This window comes from Clostridiales bacterium FE2011 (assembly GCA_017569305.1).
In the GTDB taxonomy this organism is placed as follows: domain Bacteria; phylum Bacillota; class Clostridia; order Christensenellales; family Aristaeellaceae; genus Aristaeella.
Genome location: CP069418.1, coordinates 99,421 through 118,964 on the forward strand (window position 1 = coordinate 99,421; position 19,544 = coordinate 118,964).

16 protein-coding genes and 1 tRNA gene are annotated in these 19,544 nt (G+C 50.8%); 2 read left to right on the forward strand and 15 right to left on the reverse strand.

The window, feature by feature from the left end:
• Positions 1-35: 35 nt before the first annotated feature.
• From ligA to JRC49_00480, 3 genes are read right to left on the reverse strand one after another with little or no spacing between them, the layout of a single operon-like run.
• Complete coding sequence (gene ligA / locus JRC49_00470; protein QTE71341.1) at positions 36-2,000, reverse strand: NAD-dependent DNA ligase LigA; 1,965 nt, start codon at positions 1,998-2,000, stop codon at positions 36-38.
• Positions 1,997-4,321, reverse strand: a complete 2,325-nt coding sequence (locus JRC49_00475; GenBank protein QTE71342.1) for a UvrD-helicase domain-containing protein — start codon at positions 4,319-4,321, stop codon at positions 1,997-1,999. The genes ligA and JRC49_00475 overlap by 4 nt, the downstream gene beginning before the upstream one ends.
• Positions 4,322-4,323: 2 nt before the next feature.
• Positions 4,324-4,620, reverse strand: coding sequence for a hypothetical protein (locus JRC49_00480; GenBank protein QTE71343.1), 297 nt, complete (start codon positions 4,618-4,620; stop codon positions 4,324-4,326).
• A 205-nt stretch (positions 4,621-4,825) separates the two neighbouring features.
• Here JRC49_00480 and JRC49_00485 point away from each other — a divergent pair, with 205 nt between their 5' ends.
• A complete protein-coding gene (locus JRC49_00485; protein ID QTE71344.1) occupies positions 4,826-6,910 on the forward strand; it encodes a glutamine synthetase III in 2,085 nt (694 codons plus the stop codon).
• A gap of 40 nt (positions 6,911-6,950) precedes the next feature.
• Here JRC49_00485 and JRC49_00490 read toward each other — a convergent pair whose 3' ends face one another.
• From JRC49_00490 to JRC49_00505, 4 genes are read right to left on the reverse strand one after another with little or no spacing between them, the layout of a single operon-like run.
• The gene (locus JRC49_00490) at positions 6,951-7,769 is read right to left on the reverse strand and encodes an MBL fold metallo-hydrolase (GenBank protein QTE71345.1); all 819 of its coding nucleotides are present in this window, start codon (positions 7,767-7,769) and stop codon (positions 6,951-6,953) included.
• 3 nt (positions 7,770-7,772) lie between these two features.
• On the reverse strand, positions 7,773-8,504 hold the full coding sequence (locus JRC49_00495) for a glucosamine-6-phosphate deaminase (GenBank protein ID QTE71346.1): 732 nt from the start codon (positions 8,502-8,504) through the stop codon (positions 7,773-7,775).
• Positions 8,505-8,534: 30 nt separating this feature from the next.
• Positions 8,535-9,194 carry a UDP-N-acetylglucosamine pyrophosphorylase gene (locus tag JRC49_00500; GenBank protein QTE71347.1) on the reverse strand — a complete coding sequence of 220 codons (660 nt, stop codon included), beginning with the start codon at positions 9,192-9,194 and terminating at the stop codon, positions 8,535-8,537.
• A complete protein-coding gene (locus tag JRC49_00505; GenBank protein QTE71348.1) occupies positions 9,194-10,558 on the reverse strand; it encodes a phosphoglucosamine mutase in 1,365 nt (454 codons plus the stop codon). Before JRC49_00505 ends, JRC49_00500 begins: the two co-directional genes overlap by 1 nt.
• A 256-nt stretch (positions 10,559-10,814) precedes the next feature.
• Between JRC49_00505 and JRC49_00510 the strand changes: the two genes are divergently transcribed.
• Complete coding sequence (locus JRC49_00510) at positions 10,815-13,157, forward strand: SH3 domain-containing protein (GenBank protein ID QTE71349.1); 2,343 nt, start codon at positions 10,815-10,817, stop codon at positions 13,155-13,157.
• A 76-nt stretch (positions 13,158-13,233) separates the two neighbouring features.
• Here the strand turns inward: JRC49_00510 and JRC49_00515 are convergent.
• The 8 genes from JRC49_00515 to rsgA form a co-directional block, all read right to left on the reverse strand.
• Positions 13,234-13,315 (reverse strand) — tRNA-Leu (locus JRC49_00515).
• 54 nt (positions 13,316-13,369) lie between these two features.
• The gene (gene rsmG, locus JRC49_00520; protein ID QTE71350.1) at positions 13,370-14,089 is read right to left on the reverse strand and encodes a 16S rRNA (guanine(527)-N(7))-methyltransferase RsmG; all 720 of its coding nucleotides are present in this window, start codon (positions 14,087-14,089) and stop codon (positions 13,370-13,372) included.
• A 4-nt stretch (positions 14,090-14,093) separates the two neighbouring features.
• A complete protein-coding gene (locus JRC49_00525; protein ID QTE71351.1) occupies positions 14,094-14,726 on the reverse strand; it encodes a YdcF family protein in 633 nt (210 codons plus the stop codon).
• A gap of 3 nt (positions 14,727-14,729) precedes the next feature.
• Positions 14,730-15,431 (reverse strand): DNA repair protein RadC, encoded by a 702-nt coding sequence (radC, locus tag JRC49_00530; GenBank protein QTE71352.1) that lies wholly within the window; start codon positions 15,429-15,431, stop codon positions 14,730-14,732.
• A 2-nt stretch (positions 15,432-15,433) separates the two neighbouring features.
• Positions 15,434-16,570 carry a phosphonoacetaldehyde reductase gene (locus tag JRC49_00535; protein ID QTE71353.1) on the reverse strand — a complete coding sequence of 379 codons (1,137 nt, stop codon included), beginning with the start codon at positions 16,568-16,570 and terminating at the stop codon, positions 15,434-15,436.
• Positions 16,571-16,594: 24 nt separating this feature from the next.
• On the reverse strand, positions 16,595-17,947 hold the full coding sequence (gene mnmE / locus JRC49_00540) for a tRNA uridine-5-carboxymethylaminomethyl(34) synthesis GTPase MnmE (GenBank protein ID QTE71354.1): 1,353 nt from the start codon (positions 17,945-17,947) through the stop codon (positions 16,595-16,597).
• Positions 17,948-17,949: 2 nt separating this feature from the next.
• Positions 17,950-18,621: a ribulose-phosphate 3-epimerase gene (gene rpe / locus JRC49_00545; protein QTE71355.1), complete on the reverse strand. Its 672-nt coding sequence runs from the start codon at positions 18,619-18,621 to the stop codon at positions 17,950-17,952.
• Positions 18,614-19,540 carry a ribosome small subunit-dependent GTPase A gene (rsgA, locus tag JRC49_00550; protein ID QTE71356.1) on the reverse strand — a complete coding sequence of 309 codons (927 nt, stop codon included), beginning with the start codon at positions 19,538-19,540 and terminating at the stop codon, positions 18,614-18,616. Before rsgA ends, rpe begins: the two co-directional genes overlap by 8 nt.
• Positions 19,541-19,544: the final 4 nt, after the last annotated feature.

A 19,544-nucleotide genomic window follows, 5' to 3' on the forward strand; every position in this document is an offset into this window, starting at 1 on the left:
CGACGTAATACCAGAAAACATAGTTTCAAATCTCCTTATGAATTAGCTCTCCTGAGCAGTTCCGCCTCATCAATGGTCTCGATGCCAAGACTTTGCGCCTTGGTCAGCTTGCTGCCTGCGTCTTCGCCGACTACCACGAATGCGGTTTTTTTACTGACGGATCCGGAAGCGTTGCCGCCCCGGCTGCGGATCAGGTCTTCCGCCTGCTTCCGGCTGAGTGTTGGCAGCGTACCTGTCACCACAATACTCATGCCGGAAAAAACACCTTCCGCCGCGGAATGCATTTCACCGGGATGAACACCGGCAGCAAACAGTCTTTCAATCATCTGATTGTTTTCCGGGAAACTGAAATACTCAATTACACTGCCCGCCACAATCCCGCCGATATCCGGAATGGCCGTCAGCGACGCTTCATCAGCTGCTTTCAGTTTCTCCAGCGATCCAAAGTGCTGGGCCAGATCCCTGGCCGTTTTCCTGCCCACATTCGGAATGCCCAGTGCAAACAGGAAGGCATCCAGATCACAGTGTTTGCTCTTTTCCAGGGCGTCCGACAGGTTTCCGGCCTTTTTTTCCTTAAAGCCTTCCAGCATAAGGAAATCCATGGGCGTCAGTGTATACAGGTCTGCCGGCTGTCTGACACCCATCTGGTCATACAGCTGCCCGGCCGTCTTTTCACTGAAGCCGTCAATATCCATCGCTTCGCGCCCGGCAAAATGAGCCAGTCGTGCCACAGCCTGGGGCCGGCAGCTTTCACGGTTCATGCAGAACAGATGTGCTCCCCGTTCAATCAGAGGACTTCCGCACGCCGGACAGATCTGCGGCTTTTCAATCGGTTTTTCATCCTCTTTCGGATCTCCGGCCCGTCCCATAATTTCAGGGATAACATCGTTGCTTCGCCGGATCCACACATCGCAGCCGATCGCCACGTCTTTTCGCTGTATATCTCCCAGATTATTCAGCGTGGCCTTTTTCACTGTCACCCCGTAGAAATCCACAGGTTCCACATGAGCAAGCGGGGTCAGTTTCCCGGTTCTTCCAAGTTCCCAGGTGACGTCGAGAAGTTTTGTGACGCATTCCTCTGCCTTGAATTTATATGCAACCGCCCACCGCGGGAATTTTTCCGTAAATCCCATCCGTTCCCGCAGGGTATAATCACCGACCTTGATCACAACGCCGTCAATCAGCCAGTCGAGACTGCTGCGTCGTTTTTCCACCTCCAGAATACATTCTTCCAGAGCCTGGCGTCCTTTGCTGCTTCCCAGGTATGGGCTGACCTGAAAACCGTTCTGCCGCAGGAAATCCAGCATACCGGGCTGGCTGTCATAGGGCGGGTTTTCAATGGTCCCGACCTGATAGAAAAATGCGTCCAGATGCCGGGAAGCCGTAACCGCCGGATCCAGATTCCGCAACGCTCCTGCAGCTGCATTCCGCGCGTTTTTAAGCGGTTCCTTTGCTGTTTTATTATACTTTTCCAGGGTGCTCAGCCGCATGATGCATTCACCCTGTACTTCCAGCAGCCCCTTGTACGGAATGGTTTTGGGAACCGAATGAATTGTGCGTGCCTGCGGCAGAATCGCCTCGCCCGTAATACCGTTTCCGCGGGTGGCAGCCTGAACCAGATTACCGTTTTCATACGTCAGGTTCAGCGTCAGTCCGTCAAACTTGTATTCCAGATAGTACTGGAGGTTTTCAGCCTCTGCCAGTTTTTCCGTCCGCTGAATCCAGGCTTCCAGTTCTTCAAGGCTCTGCACCTTGTCCAGGGACCACAGCCTTGTGATATGGCGGTGTTCCTCAAAGCTTTTCAGCGGCTCTCCGCCGACTTTTTTTGTCGGGGAATCAGGCAGTACAATGCCGGTTTCGCTCTCAAGCTTTTTCAGTTCATCATACATCTGATCCCATTGCATGTCAGAAATGATGGGATCGTCCAGCACATAATAGGCATAGGATGTCTCATTCAGCCGCCTGACCAGCTGCTCCATCCGTTCCCGTGCCTCGCTCATTCCTTTTCCCCCACTTTTACGATCGGAGCCACCGCCAGTGAGAGTTCACGCTCACCGGCCGTCTCAAAATTGATCCTGATTCTCGCTTCTGCGCCGTTTCCGGAGACTTCTGTCACTTCTCCGAAACCAAACTTCGGATGCCTGACTCTTTCGCCCGGACTGAAGAGTTTCTGCATGGCAGACCCCGCAAAAGCGTTTGCAGCGCTGCCTGTAAAACCCCTGGACACACCAGGAATACTGTTCAGGTTCTGTCCGTTCAGCTTCAGCTTCGGCTTGCCGAGTGAAGCAAGCGGTATACGTTTTACAGTCTCGGTTTCCGGGAATTCACTCTCCCACGTACTGAAACCTTCTGCCCGTCCCGGTCTCTTTTCGACTCTTCGTCCATATCCGTATCCGGCGGCTGCCGAGTACTCTTCCCGGACAAGCCTGGCAGGGATTTCATCCAGGAACCTGCTCGGCGGATTATGACTGTACTGGTTGTACATCATCCGTTCAGATGCGCGTGACAGATACAGCCGTTTTCTTGCCCTTGTTATACCGACATACATCAGGCGCCTTTCCTCTTCAAGCCTGTTGTCCTCTTCCAGACTTCTGGCCGACGGGAAAATGCCCTCTTCCATACCGGGAATGAAAACATTGTCAAATTCCAGACCTTTGGCTGAGTGAAGGGTCATCATTGTCACATATCCGCTCCGGTCTTCCGCCCGGTCGAGATCTGTCACAAGCGCCACATTCTCAAGGTATGCCTCCAGGGTCGGCTGTTCACCCAGCATCGCGAATTCATGCACCGAGCCACGGAATTCCTGTATGTTTTCAATTCTGTTCAGTGATTCCTCAGTGTCTTCTTTCCGGTACTGTTCCTCCAGCCCGGTCATCTGGATCAGCATATCCACAAAAGCTTCAAGCTCCATGGTTTCTTTCATGGCGCACAGCATTGTCATCAGGCGGAAAAACTCTGTCACGCAGTTTCTGGCGCGGCTGCTCATATCATCAGGAAGATCCGCCATCGCGGCAAAAAGCGGCAGGCCCTGTCTTGCTGCATGTTCTGCCAGCGCCTGAACTGTTGTATCCCCGATCGATCTTTTGGGTACATTGATAATACGGGTCAGCGAAATATCGTCCGCCGGATTGGCAACCACCCTCAGATATGCCAGGATATCCTTGATTTCCTTGCGTTCGTAGAATTTCTGCCCGCCGAAAACCCTGTAAGGAATCCCGGCCTGCATAAGTACTTCTTCAGGAATACGGCTCTGCGCGTTCGTCCGGTACAGCAGCGCCATGTCCCCATAAGGGATTCCCTGTTTTTTCAGTTCCTGAATCTGCTGGATAATCCAGGCCGCTTCGTCTCTTTCATCCTGTCCGCAGTAACTGACAATCTTGTCTCCGTCACCGTGTTCCGTCCACAGGGTTTTGTCCTTCCGGCCTTCATTATGGGCAATAACCTGATTGGCAGCATCCAGGATATTGCCTGTGGAGCGGTAATTCTGCTCCAGTTTGATGACGACTGCATCCGGGTAATCATTTTCAAATTCGAGGATATTCCGTATATCCGCGCCGCGCCATCCGTATATGCTCTGGTCATCATCCCCGACCACGCATAGATTCCGGCTTTCCGCTGTCAGCAGTCTCAGCAGCTCATATTGTGTGCGGTTTGTATCCTGATACTCATCGACCATGACATACCTGAATCGTCTCCGGTATACCTCCAGGACAGGCGGATGGTCGGCCAGCAATACAAGGGTTTTCAGCAGCAGGTCATCAAAATCAAGCGCATTCATTGATTTCATGCGCTTTTCATATTCCGTCATGACATCATGGATCATGGAGGATCTTCTGTCGCGCAGTGACTTTGCGAACCATTCATCCGGCATGAGCATTTTGTTTTTTGCGTCGCTGATTTTAGCCCGTATTTCCCTTACCGGCAGGAACTTATCGTCTATATTCTGCTGTTTCAGGATATCCTTCAGGATCCTCTGCTGATCATCGTCATCATAAATCGTAAAAGACCGGCTGTATCCGATCTTTTCAATATCTCTGCGAAGAATCCGGGCACAGGTGGAGTGAAAGGTGCTGATCCAGGCTTCTTCAGCCTTCTCCTCACCAATCAGGCTCTGCACCCTCGTTTTCATTTCTTTTGCTGCCTTGTTTGTAAATGTCAGTGCCAGAATCGACCAGGCAGGCACTCCGTGGTCAATCAGGTTTGCAACCCGGTAGGTCAGTGCCCGGGTTTTGCCGCTTCCTGCTCCGGCCAGAATCAGTACAGGGCCCTCCAGCGTTTCAGCGGCCTTTCGTTGTTCCGGGTTTAATGTAGTCAGATCCATGCTTATTTTTCTTCTCCCATAGCGTCAAGAACACGGCGATAGCCGTCCGCTCCGTATGAAAGCGAGCGGTTAACCCTGGAGATCGTGGCGCTGGATGCGCCGGTCTCCTCCGCGATCTTCTGGTAAGTTTCCTTTCTGTCAAGCAGATAAGCCACTTCCAGCCGCTGGCTGATGCTCTTGATTTCCGGGATCGTACAGATATCCTCAAAGAAGCGATACGCATCTTCCTCGCTCTTCAGCGTAAGGATAGCCTTCATCAGCAGATCGGTCTGACTGTTTCTGATTTTAGGTTCAAACATAAACGTCACTTCCCGCTCAATTTCACACTTTAGCGTGCGAATATATGATACCATAAATTCCCCGAAAAAAATATGTATTAATTGTTACGTTTTTAATGTTTACCTTTGCTATGTATCCGTGTGCTTCTTATGAATAAACCCTTGACACGGTTCTTTATCTCTTCTAAACTGACATATACTTATGATGATGAAAGGTGGGATTCCAATGGCGTTTGTCGAAGAGAATTTCGGTATCAATGTATTCAATGATTCCGTGATGCGCCAGCGTCTCCCCAAGGAAACCTACAAAACCCTGCATAAGACCATTGATGAGGGCCGCCGTCTTGATCCCCAGGTTGCAAGCGTTGTTGCAAACGCCATGAAGGACTGGGCTCTGGAACGCGGTGCCACACATTATACGCACTGGTTCCAGCCGCTGAATTCCGTCACAGCTGAAAAACATGACGCTTTTATTACTCCGGTACAGGGTGGTAAAGTCATCCAGGAGTTCTCCGGGAAAGAACTGGTCCGCGGCGAAGCGGACGCATCCTCCCTGCCCAGCGGCGGCCTGCGCTCCACTTTCGAGGCTCGCGGTTATACTGCCTGGGATCCTACCTCCTATGCCTTTATCAAGGAACACGTTCTCTGCATTCCGACAGCTTACTGTTCCTACGGCGGAGAAGCGCTGGATAAAAAGACTCCTTTGCTTCGGTCCATGGAAGCGCTGAACAGGCAGGCAGTCCGCATTCTCCGTTTGTTCGGCCGTCTGGATGCTACCCGCGTGATGCCCACAGTCGGTCCCGAGCAGGAGTATTTTCTGATCGAGAAAGAGCTTTATGACAAACGTAGCGACCTGATTTTTTCTGGACGCACACTTTTCGGAGCCCCTGCTCCCAAAGGACAGGAGCTGGGTGATCATTTCTTCGGCACAATCAAAACCAGGGTCCAGGCTTTTATGACAGAGTTGAATGAAGAGCTGTGGAAAGTCGGCGTGCTTGCCAAAACAGAACATAACGAGACTGCTCCCGCTCAGCATGAAATGGCCCCGATTTATTCCATCGTGAATGTTGCCTGCGACCACAACCAGCTGACAATGGAAATCATGAAGAAAGTCGCCCGTCGCCACGGTCTTCACTGCCTGCTGTCAGAAAAGCCTTTTGCCGGGGTCAACGGCAGCGGCAAGCATAACAACTGGTCCATGTTTACCAACACCGGCTATAATCTCCTGAATCCCGGTGACAGTCCACATGAAAGCGCCCAGTTCCTGCTTTTCCTGACATCTGTGATCAAGGCCGTGGATGAGTATCAGGATCTTCTCCGTGCATCTGTGGCCTCTGCCGGAAACGATCACCGTCTCGGAGGCTGCGAGGCTCCTCCCGCAATCATCAGTATCTTCCTGGGGGATGAGCTTACTGAAATCCTTGAGGCGCTGGAAGCCGGTTCCATCTATAACGGGCGTGAAAAAACCGACATGACCATCGGTGTTCATGTGCTTCCCAAATTCCCGAAAGACACCACAGACCGCAACCGGACTTCCCCCTTTGCCTTTACCGGCAACAAATTTGAGTTCCGTTCCCTCGGTTCATCTGATTCCATTTCCGATGCCAATGTTGTATTGAATACCATTGTCGCGGAAAGCCTCCGTCAGTTTGCTGACGAGCTTGAAAATGCAGCCGATTTCCGCACCGCCCTGCATGATCTGATCGTCAGAACCATTCACGATCATAAACGCATCATTTTCAACGGCAACAACTATACGGACGAATGGGTGGAAGAGGCTGAGAAGCGCGGTCTTGCCCGGCTGGATTCCACGGTGGACGCGCTCCCCTGCTATACGGCGGAAAAGAATATCCGTCTTTTTGAGACCCATAAGGTTCTTTCCGAGTCTGAGCTTCGTTCACGCCGGGATATCGGCCTGGATTCCTACGCCAAAATCATCATGATCGAAGCTAAAACCATGATTATGATGACCCGCCGTCAGATCCTGCCTGCCGTACTTCGTTTCACCGGTGACATTGCTGCGGCGTCCAGGAACATCCGGGAAATCGGCGTTGATTTATCCAGCGGTACCGAGCTGGTGTCCACGCTTTGCAGTACCACAGATCAACTGAACCGGGATCTCACCATGCTCGAATCTGCTGTCAGCGCTTTCCCCGCCGGGGACGACCTGCTGGCTGCTGCACGCTATATGCATGACACCGTTCTGCCCGCCATGTCAAACCTGCGTTCCTCCGCAGACGCGCTTGAGCAGCTGACTGAACGCAGTTACTGGCCGTTCCCGACTTATAACGAACTGCTTTTCAGCATCTGATTCCAAAAACCGAACAGGCTGCCGTACGGCAGCCTGTATTTTATTGCTTTTCCTTATCGAACAGAAGGGTCCAGCCTTCCGGCTCTTTCCGGATTTCGTGGGTTTCTATGGGCACGCCCATATCCACAGCCGGCGCGGATTCCAGCCTTTCATCATCCATATACTCAAGAAATGCCTTCAGCTCCTCTGCTGATCTTACCATCGGCTGATGGGAGCAAAGCACATGCAGGATTTCCTGTCCATGCTCCTTTTCCAGAGTACGGACCAGTTCTTTCATATTTTCCCGCCATCTGCATACCGGCAGCGAGGAAGGAAACCATATCCATGTGCATGGATTCCAGTCGTCGCCTGTCAGAAGCAGCTGCAGCTCCTTCAGATACAGCACAATGCTTCCCGGTGTGTGTCCGGGAACATGAATCACCTGTACCTGCATTTGACCGAGCTCCACTGTAGTCTTTTCAAACCGCCCGGATAATTCATCGAAGAGGATGGGTTCCGGCTCTTTAAAGCATACGGACATAAAGTCTTCCGGTATCGGCACGCCTTTCTGTTCCGCCTGCTTTGCCACCTTCATTCTCTGCAGGGAACCAGTCCGCTGTCTGAATTCATCCAGATCTTCGGAACACATCCTGCTTTCACCGAACCATCTGACTCCGAGAATATGATCATGATGGCCGTGAGAAAGCAGCACACTGACAGGCTTCCCTGTCAGTGTCTGCACAAAAGCTTTTACATTTTCTGTTCCGTATCCCGCATCAAAGAGAATGGCGCTTTCCGTTCCCTCAATCAACGTCATGGAGACACCCATGGCATCAGAGATGTGCGTCACTCCCGGGAATACTTTTTCAGCATGAAACATTCTTTACGCCTTATAGCCGATTTCGTCAGCCAGTTTCTTTTCAATAATCACTGTGGCATCCCTGTGCAGCCGCATGAAGGTGCAGGGGCATTTCGGATCAATCTTGTCCTGGATCAGCAGCTTAGTTGCCGCTTCCTGCTTATTGCCGTTAATGATCATAATCAGACGCTTCGCCCGCATGATGTTTCCCATACCCATTGTTACCGCATGTGTGGGAACATCTTCCTTGCTCGCAAAGAACCGTTTGTTGGCCTCGATTGTGGAATCATCCAGTGTTTCCTCATGGGCGCCGTCATACAGCGTTTCACCGGGCTCATTGAAACCGAGATGACCGTCCGGTCCGACACCCAGAACCTGAATTTCAATCTCTGTCTTGTCCAGTATGTCATTGAACTCTTTCAGGTTTGCCGCGACATCGCCGGTTCCTTTGGCCACATAGGTGTTGGCCTTGTCAATGTTGATATGGTCAAACAGATTGGTATTCATAAAATAGCGGTAACTCTGGTCATGCGTACCGTCCAGGCCGACGTATTCGTCCAGATTCACGCTGTGAATCCGGCTGAAATCCAGGCCTTCTTCCTTGCAGCGCCGCGCCAGCTCCCTGTACATTCCCACCGGGCTGGAACCTGTAGCCAGGCCGAGGGTGCACTCAGGGTTTTCCCTCACGATCTTCTCGATAATGTCCGCAGCTTTACGTGCGCCGTCTTCATAGTCCTTTGCGATAATAACCTTCATTTTCATTTCCCCCTTGAAATGATTTTTTTTTTATTTTTTTGCAACAACGGTGCCGTTGTTCTTCCAGATGCTTTTCTCCGGGATTGTGCCGCGCACGCAGGATGTCGGGTACACATTGGAATCACGTCCGATGACTGTACCGGGATTCAGCACGCTGTTGCATCCTACTTCCACCCGGTCCCCCAGCATAGCGCCGATTTTTTTCAGGCCGGTTTCGATTCTCTCATCTCCGCATTTGACAACCACAAGCAGTTTGTCGCTTTTCACATTGGAAGTGATGGATCCGGCACCCATGTGGCTTTTGTATCCCAGTATGCTGTCGCCGACATAATTGTAGTGCGGAACCTGTACGTTGTCAAAAAGGATCACGTTTTTCAACTCAGTGCTGTTGCCAACCACGCAGTGATCTCCGATAAGCGCGCTGCCGCGGATAAATGCACCAGGCCTGACTTCGGTTTCGTGCCCGATGATGGCAGGCGCTCCGATATAGTTATTGGGATAAATCTTTGCGTCCTTGGCAATCCAGACGTTCTCGCTGACTTCATCAAATTCTTCCTTGGGCAGGGTCTTCCCCAGCTCAATGATAAAGTCCTTGATTTTGGCAAGTGCTTCCCAGGGATACTCAGTATTCTCCAGGATGGATGCAGCCCGGGTATGAGTCAGGTCATACAGATCTTTTGTCCTCAGCATTACTTTTTCACCTCAATCAGATGTCCGCTTTCCTTCATGGATTCGATAATATAATCAACATACTTTTCACATTCCTCGGTGCTGGTTGCCTCGCTCATCACACGAAGCACCGGTTCTGTGCCGCTCTTGCGAAGCAGGACGCGTCCGGCGTCGCCAAGCTCCTCCGTGCAGTGATTCACTGCGTCCATTACCTTCTGTTCAGCCAGTGTGCCGTCTTTATCGTCCACAACCACATTTTTCAGAACCTGCGGATACATTTTGCAGGGCTCCGCAAGGACTGACAGGGGCAGCTGCGTATCGATCATCACTTCCATCAGCATAATCGCGGTGATCAGGCCGTCGCCGGTCCGGGCGTGCTTGCGGAAAATAATATGACCGCTCTGTTCGCCGCCAATCAGGTGGTTATAAGCTTTCATATTCTCATAAACATACCTGTCGCCCACTGCAGTCTTTTCATAGTTGATTCCGGCCGCATCCAGCGCCTTATAAAGGCCGAAATTGCTCATGATCGTGGTTACAACCGTATTGCTCGGCAGCTGACCCTTGCTCTTCAGATACTTGGCGCAGATGTACATGATCTTGTCACCGTTCACTTCATTGCCGTTCTCATCCACAGCCAGGCACCGGTCGGCATCACCGTCAAAAGCGAAACCAACGTCCAGTTTATTCTCTTTCACATATTCCTTCAGGGACTCAATATGTGTACTGCCGCAGTTCCGGTTAATGTTCAGGCCGTCCGGTTTATTGTGTATAACATAGGTTTTTGCGCCCAGCGCGTTGAATACCGCGGGACCTATCATCCAGCTGCTGCCGTTTGAACAGTCCAGGGCCACTTTGTGATCATCAAAAGGACGTGTGGCCAGATTGGTCAGATATCCGATATAGCGGTTTCTGCCGGTATAGAAGTCAACGGTGCAGCCAATACGGTCTTCCGCTGCAAAGGGCAGTTCTTCCGTTTTTCCGTCAATATAGTCTTCAATGGCATCCTGGAGTTCATCGTCCATTTTTTCGCCTTTTCCGTTCATCAGCTTGATGCCGTTATCGTAAAAGACGTTATGGCTTGCTGAAATCATCACGCCGCAGTCAAAATCCTCCGTCCTCGTGATATAGCTCACGCACGGAGTCGTTGTAACATGCAGCAGATATGCGTCAGCACCGGAAGAAGTAATGCCGGCGGCCAGCGCGCTTTCATACATGTATGAGGAGCGCCGTGTATCTTTACCGATTACAATTCTTGCTTTGTCATCCAGGTGTTTTTTGCCGTAATACCAGCCCAGGTATCGTCCTGTCTTGAATGCGTGTTCAGCGGTCAGAACAACGCCGGCTTTGCCGCGGAATCCATCCGTTCCGAAATATCTGCCCATTGCTTGTCCTCCTTATCAGTTACATAAACTTTGTCTGAAAAAATAAAATCACCGCAAAAATCAGATGTATTATAACGTCTTATTTTTGTCTTGTCAATACATGATATGGTAGACGCTGCAACATCACTCCCCTAAAAGACAATATCTTTCTTTTCTTCTTTGTTTGACTTTATTCTGATGCGTATGAGATAATACAAATACCCTTTTATATCCCTCGTTTTCTGAATACTCAGCACCTGACCGGGAGGTTTTTCCGATGAAGAGAGGGTTTCTGTTTATACTTACGGCTATGCTGGCTGTACTGGCAGTTGTTTTTTGTGTTCTGTATATTTCAGGCAATCAGGATAAAGACCGGAAAATTGATTCCCTTTCCGCGAATATAGATACACTCTCTGAGAATGTCAGAAAGCTTGAGTCTGATATTTCACTTCGCAATGCCGAAATCGAGAACCTGAACGGCGATCTTCTGGCAAAAGATGACCGGATCCATTCTCTTGAAGCAGAATCAGCTGAAGCAGAATCCCTCCTGTCCGATCAAAACCTTCAGCTGCAGCAGTATGAAACCGATCTTGCTGACAGGCAGATCCGGATGGATGAGTTCTCCGCTCAGATTGCTGACCTGAACAAACAGATTGAATCCCTTTCATCAAGCAGCAAAGAACAGGCTTCCACAATACAATCACTGACCGATGATACCGCCCAGAAAGCCGCTCTGATTGATTCACTGGAGGCTGAAATTGCTGAAAAAGAGCAGCAGATTGTATCACTCACTGACGAAGTGACAGAAAAAAAGGCGGACATCCTGTCCCTCACTTCAGCAACAGACTCACAGGAAAGCCTCATCAGCGAGCTGCAGGCAGAACTGGATCAAAAAGCCGAACAGATCGTTTCACTGAATAATGACATTGTGGATAAGGATAAACAAATTCAGGCCCTGAATAATACTGTCAGCGAAAAAGCTGCGGGAATTGAATCTCTTATAACCGCAGGCGAAGGAAATGCCGCACGAATCAGCGAACTCGAATCTGCCCTGAAAGAAAAAGATGATCAGATTGACTCTCTGAAAGCTGATATGGCATCGAATGAACAGCGGATCATTTCCCTGGACAATGCGCTCACAGAGGAGAAAGCCGGATTTGAAACGATTGCCGCCGAGAATAACAGTCTGAATACCAGAATCGTCTCACTGGAAGCCGATCTGGAGGAAAAAAACACCCTCATAAGCTCCCTGAATGCCGTTTTGGAAGAAAAAGAACAGCAGATTCAGACTCTGGCCGAAAAAGCACCGGAAGACATATCCGTTAATGCTGCGCTGTCTTCAGAGAATGCTGATCAGCAATCCTCCGGCCTCATCCAGGAAGCAGATTCCGGGAATTATACCGCTCTGATTGCTTCCCTGAATGCCGATATCGCGGAAAAGGAACAACAGATCAAAGCATTGGAAAACGCCCTCACCGAAAAAAACACGCTTATTGAGTCCATCACCGCCGATAATGAAGCCATGGGCAGCCGGATCACAGCGCTGGAAACCAGCATTCTTGGCAAAGAGTCTCAGATCCAGACATTATCTTCCGCAGTTGACGAAAAGGATTCCAGGATCAGCGAGCTTACCGAGACCATTGCCGAGCTGAAAGACAAATCCGGCAATGACAGTACTGACGCAGTTCCTGCTGCCTCAGCCTCTTCCGAACCTGACATTGCGGATAAAGCAGCCGTCTCGAATAGCGCTGACATTCCTGACAATACTGAAGAACTGAAAAACCTGAAATCCGAAGTTGAAAACAAATCCCTTATGATTTTTACCCTCAACTCCGCTGTCGCAGAAAAGGATGCCCGTATTCAGACACTCAGTAATGAACTGGAAGAAAAGAATACCCTGATTGAAACCCTTCAGGCTTCCCTTTCCGAAAAAAACACAGAGGCTGAAAACCTTACCGCGGTCGTCGCAGATCAGGAAACGCAGATCAGCACGCAGAAAACAAATCTGTCTGATTTGTCTCAGCAGATTGAAACGCTGAACACAGACCTTTCCTCCCGCACTGAGCAGATCAGCAGCCTGGAAAATGATCTTTCTGATAAAGCAAAGATCATCGAAACACTGCAGGCTGAGATTGCTGTCAAGGCGCAGCAGATTGATTCCTTAACCGCAGACGCTGCAGCCCGGACCGAGGAAACAGAAAAGAGTCAGATAGCCGAAGCGGACTTACAGTCGCTCTCCGATGAAAATGCGTCGCTTCAGGAAAAACTGGCAGTCTGTGAAAAGCGGATTGAAGACCTGCAGAACCTGTATATCAACACCTTCGTTTCTTCCTCCGGAAATTCCCTTTCCCTGGACGGCAGTGAAGATGTGATCGTTGTCAAGCGAATCCGGATCAGAGATAAAAACAATCCAAACGTGCACAAAAAGCCCAAATTTTCCTCCCGGGTAATCGGCTTTGCAAAAGCCTCCACTGAATATGAGATTCTGGATGTGTCTGATAACGGCTGGTATCAGATCAGGCTTGAAAACGGAAAAACCGGCTGGATTCATCCAAACGCCGGCACCTTGAATACATTTGAATTCAATTTCGATTCAATCGGTACAGAAACCGAACCGTAATACTCTGAACAGGAATAATCTTCGATTTCAGATCATTATGATAAAAAAGCGGCGTATGTTCATACGCCGCTTTTCGTGCGGTTGGCGGGACTCGAACCCGCACGCTTTATGGGCAGGGGATTTTAAGTCCCCGGTGTCTGCCATTCCACCACAACCGCATTGAAGATAGTATACCATTCGACAGAAAAATGCGTCAAGCTGTTCTGTCCTTTTTACAGACCCAGCGGCTTACTTTTCGGAGTACCGGCTTTTCGAGGATAAATGGAGGCGGTATGCTGAATCTTTCTGACCGGCAGGATCATGTGATCCCAGTCCCGTCCGTGCACGGAACCTTCCACCGGCATCTCAATCCTGCCGCCAAGCAAATGTGCAGCCTTTCTTCCGCTTTCAAGCTCATTTTTCAGTGCGGGACCTTTCCAGCAGAGCGCGCATCCGTCCACTGCCACATACGGCAGCAGATATTCACACAGAACATTCATCGGTGCCACAGCCCGTGCTGCAGCAATATCGAACTGTTCCCTCAGCTCTTTTTTTCTTGCACCGTCCTCAGCCCTGGCGTGTACAAGGGTAATGTTTGTTGTATCGCTTTTCTCACCCACTGTCTCCAGGAACGACAGTCTCTTCTGTTGTGAATCCAGCAGCGTTACTTTCATTTCCGGGCAGGCCATGGCCAGCACAAGTCCCGGGAATCCCGCACCTGTACCGACATCAATCAGTTTTTCACTGCCCCTGATCAGGCCCGTTTTCAGCACAATCAGACTGTCAATAAAGTGCTTATCAACAGTTTCCTCATCATCTGTCACAGCCGTCAGATCCATTCTGCTGTTCCATTCACGGAGCAGTTCCAGATACAGGTACAGCTTTTCAGGCAAATCTTCCCTGAACGGCACTTCATTCAGTTCCAGCCGCGTTTTGATTTCTTTGCTGTTCATACACTTACTCCAACGGTAGATGAAGATACTTTACTGCCCAGTATTTACACCATGAAAGTGCTTCCCTCGCATGATTCCGCAGCCAGTATTCGGGTTTGCATGGGCTGCCAAGTCCACATGCCTCGTAGCCAAGATCCTTTGCCAGCGCAAGCGCGCGCGGAACGTGATAGTCGCTTGTTACAATCAGGACCTTCCGGACGTCTGGAATACTCTTCAGGAGCGCCGCGGCATTTTTCAGGTTCTGATTTGTATTGAAGGATTCAGGATCCGTGAGGATATCAGTCTCCGGAACGCCTTTCTCCATCAGGTACTTTTTCATGGCTTCTGCTTCAGTAACCGGCTCGTCCCTGCCCTGCGCGCCGCAGACAACAACAGGCACCGCTTTACGTCCGTATGCTTCACAGGCGGCGTCCAGCCTCCAGCTGAGCTGAACATTGGGCGTTCCGTCCTTCTTTACCTGTGCGCCCAGAACGATGATAGCATCATAACTGTCCTTTTCCGGCACAGTTGTCTGCACGCTCCTTTCATTGATACAAACATATCCGATAATACCTGTATAAGCTACCACCGCCAGCGTAACAAGCAGGATGATGATCCTGGCCGGCAATGGCAGCAGGTGTTTCCTTTTCCCTTTCATGCTTTACCTGCCTTTTATTCTGTAATCAATGTCTCCGTGCTGAATCATGCTGTACGTCCTGTCTCCCGCCACAATAATATGATCCAGCACCAGAATGCCCACGCCGTTCAGCAACCTCTGCAGCTGGATGGTGGAAGATATATCCTCTGGGGACGGGGCACAGGTTCCTCCTGGATGATTGTGACACAGCAATACGCTGTGCGCGTTATAGTTCAGCGCGGTTTCCATAACCATCCGCGGATAGGCTGAAACCTCACTCAATGAACCTTCGGAAATTTTCCGCCGGCCAAGGACATTGCACTTGGCATTCAGGGAGATGACATAAAACCGTTCTGTACGTTCTCCAGCCAGAATGGAAAGGCAATAATTCTCCGCTTCCCTGCTGTTGCCGATCTTCTGCGGCTCGGTCATGGCGCATCTGTGCCATACTCTGGTCAGCGGAACAACCATGCTGATCAGCGTTGCCTGCTGTTCTCCGATCCCATTCACCTGCATCAGCTGTTCCGGTCTGGCTTCCAGAACCCCTTTCAGGCTGCCGAACTGATCAAGCAGCTCATGCGCCAGCGGATTGGTATCTCCTCTGGTTTTGGAATAAAAAAGAAGGAGTTCAAGGATCTGATGATCTTCGAAATTCTCAAATCCTTTGTCGTGAATAAACCGTTCCCTCATTCGTTCCCGATGACCGGCATGAATGTTGTCTTCCATCTTTATTCCCTCCCGTAGTATCTCCAGATATCCAGGCACGCCTGCTTTTCATTGGCCCTGGGGAGTATCATGGCCCTGCGGTAGATTTGTTTGATTTCTTCTTTTGTCATTTTCACCGGATGATTGTTAAGCCGTTCTGTATTAACAGAGCAAGCCAGTTCCTCCAGCACAGCTTCGTCGGGCACAGGCGGAATCAGCATCTCCAGATCATACAGGATGCCCTTCAGCAGTTTGGGACCCATTCTTATATCTCCAAGGCGCATCTTTGTACTCAGATCTTTCAGGATGTCCTGCATCTCCTCCTTGTCCTGCATTGATTCCCAAAGAACAGGAAGCGTCAGAAAACAGGCGTGTCCATGTGCCAGTCCCATTTTCTTGGTAATCATATAAGACATGGCGTGCGCTGCAGTAGTACGCGTAATCTGAATGGCTTTGCCGCTCTGATAGCTGGCATCCAGCATCTCTTCGGCCGCATGCAGATCGCCTTCAAGATAGGCTTTCAGATTGTCCAGCACACCGATGATCGCAAGAAACGCATGCACTTTACTGTCATCATTCGCTCCGCGGCTCCAGTAGCTTTCTATGCCCTGGGACAGCGCATCAAGGGCACAGGATTTTTTATGATACAGCGGCAGTGAGTCCAGCAGCGACGCATCCAGTATCACGCCGTCCGGCCGGAGCGACGGATGATTCAGGCTGACCTTGTTTCCATTAACATAAGCCACCGCAATCTGGGTTGCCTCAGAGCCTGTGCCCGCCGTACCCGGAACAGCGATATGATGGCAGATGGCACTGCCTTCAAGTCTGCCGCTGATCACGTCTTCCTCGCTTTTTGCATTCAGACGGGCCTTGATGGCTTTGGCGGTATCAATGCTGGATCCGCCTCCGACAGAAATCAGACCGTCGCAGTGCTCTTTGGTATACAGACCGGCTCCTTCTTCACTGTCCTTCAGATCCGGATTTGAATGAAATCCGGTATATACGGGTGCTGAAAGCAGCCAGGGGTTTTTCTTCAGGAGGGTGCCGGTCAGCGGTTCCATACCGACAATGAGCGGCTTTTGGATACCCAGCTTCTGACATAATTCAGGTAGTTTTTTCAGGCTTTCCCTGCCCCTGATTACTTTCTGATAATCATTCATAGAGGTGTCTCCTCCGGTCCTTTTTCATTTTCCGACACAGAATTGTGAAAAAACCCTGTCCAGCAGTTTTTCATCTGCGCTGTCGCCGGTAATCTCGCTCAATGCAGCCTGGGCTGCCTGCAGATCCGTTGCTGCCACGTCGGGCGTATAGGAATCCAATGTCTTTTCCGCATCCCTGAGATGTCTGACAGCCCGTCTGACTGCATCCAGGTGTCTCGGTTGTGTCACAGCCTGCTGATCCGATACCTGGACATAACGTGCCAGAAAGTCCCGCAGAGGCTGCAGGCTCTCCTGATCCAGTGCTGATACCGTCATACAGGTCATATCCTGGCGAATGTCATGAATATCCTCCTCTGTAATCTCCTGCGGAAGATCCGTTTTGTTGATCACAACGGCGCCTTCCCCGCTGAAACTTCTCAGCAGTTCCAGATCATCGGCTCCAAGCGGCTGCGAACCATCCAGGATCAGCAGCGATGCATCCGCTTCCCTTCTGGCCTTTTCACTTCTTTCCACGCCGATTCTTTCCACAGGATCATTGGTTTCATGGATTCCTGCCGTGTCTGTCAGCTGAACCCGGAATCCATTCAGCGTCATTTCTCCGTGTACGGTATCCCTCGTGGTTCCCGGTATATTTGTTACAATCGCCCGGTCTTCGCCCAGTAAAGCGTTCAGGAGGCTGCTTTTGCCGACATTCGGCCGACCGATCAGTGCAACCTGAAGCCCCTGGTAGATCAGACGGGAGGCATGCTCATCCATTGCTTTCTCCAGGCCGTCGATGAGCTTTTCCAGGCCTTCCTTCAGTGATCCGGCACCCTCTTCATCAGAGATTTCTTCCGGATAGTCAATACATGCTGCCAGTCCTGCCTGTAATCCATATAATTCATCTGAAAACTTCCGGACAAAGGAGGAGGCTCCGCCGTTCAGCTGTCTGACAGCCGCCCTGTGCTCCTGTTCGCCCCGGGCCGATATCAGTTCCATGACCGATTCCGCCTGGCTCAGATCCACACGTCCGTTCAGGAAAGCCCTGCGTGTAAATTCACCTGCTTCCGCCAGCCTTGCGCCGGCTTTCAGGCACAGTTCCAGGGCTTTGTTGATCACATAACGGCCGCCATGCAGCTGTATTTCAGCAACATCTTCCCGTGTATAGCTCCTGGGCGCTCTCATGATAACGGCCATACATTCATCGATGATCTGTTCGCCGTCAGTCAGTTTCCCGTATACCAGTCTGTGCGATTCGGGAATTGCCTGGTTTTTTCCAGCCGGTCTGAAAACGCGCATCAGGATTGCTGCTGCATCGGGACCGCTCATGCGTATAATTCCGATGCCGCCCGTTCCGGGTGCTGTGGCTATGGCAGCTATGGTATCATGCAAGCTCATCGTCATTCATCCGCCGTCCTGTCCTGCTGCTTCCCCGCAGGAATCCGGTGCAGCCTTCTGATGCATGCCGCCATATCGCTGTTGCGGAAAAGAGCAGTTCCCATCACAGCAACAGTCAGTCCATTGGCAGCAAGCATTTCAATATTGTCTTCCCGGATCCCGCCGTCCGCTTCTATTTCCCCGGTATAGCCGGAATCACTCAGGCGCCGTATCTTGCCGATAACACGCGCATCCAGTTTCTGTCCTCCGAATCCTGGTTCAACCGTCATCATCAGCACAAGATCCGTCAGGTCAATATACGGCTGAATCAGTTCAATCTCCGAATTCGGTTTCAGGGCTATTCCGGCCATGCGTCCTCGATTCCGGATTTTTGTCAGCATTCCCGGGATATCCGCATCGATTTCCGCATGAATAGTCAGGCAGGAAGCTCCCGCATCCAGGAATGCATCCAGCAGCGTTTCCGGATGGTCCATCATCAGGTGAACATCCAGCGGCAGATCGGTAACTTCACGCAGTCTGCGGACTGTATCGACAGAATAAGCGAGATTCGGAACAAAATGAGCGTCCATAACGTCCACATGAATCCAGTCACATCCGGCTTTTTCTGCTGCCCTTATATCTTTCTCAAGATTCAACGGGTCAGCAGCCAGTATACTGGGCGCAATCTTAATCATATCTGTCCCTCCAAACTGTTTTAGCCTCCGCAAGCAATTCCCTGTAACGTTCAAGTCTGCCGGGACTGATTTCGCCATTTTCCGCTGCCGCAGTGACTGCGCATCCCGGTTCCCGGTCATGCAGGCATTCCCTGAATCTGCACTTTCCCTCATAAGGGGCAAATTCAGGATACCGGTTTTTCAGTTCTCCCGGATCCAGTGCATTTTCTGCTTCCAGCAGGTTAAAACCCGCTGTATCCATTACGCGGATACCATTTTTCTCGATCAGTTCCGTATGCCTTGTTGTGTTCTTTCCCCTGGCTATCTTTCTGGAGATCGTTCCTGTTTCCAGCTCCAGATCCAGCAGCGCATTCAGCGTGGTACTCTTTCCGGCGCCGCTTTGGCCCGTAAAGCAGCACAGTTCAGAACCTGTCAGGGCTTTCCGGAGCTGCTCCAGTCCTTCTCCGGTTTTTGCGCTTATGGGAATCACCTGTATTCCGGCAGAATGGTATTCTTTTCTCATCTGTTCCGCCATATCCGGATTCAGATCACATTTGTTGACGACAAGCAGGATATCCATCCCCTGTGCATAGGCCCGGGATATCTGACGGTCCACAAGCAGCAGATCCGGTTCAGGTACCGGCGCTGTCATGATCACAAGCTTTGTGACGTTGGCAACAGGCGGTCTGAGGCACTCTGTTTTACGCGGCAGTATTTCCTCCAGCCAACCGTGTTCTTCTCCCTGACCCGGAGAAAACAGCACTTCGTCACCGACCAGCGGCGAAATGCCGTCCCGTCTGAATTTCTTCTTGCACCGGAGCGTATATTCCTGGTGTGCGCTGTCCCGAACCGTATAAAAACTGCCGATTCCCCTGATCAGCGTACCCCTTTTCAGCAGACTGTCCGCCCTGTTTGATTCGTTGATTTCGTTATTGTTCATCTTT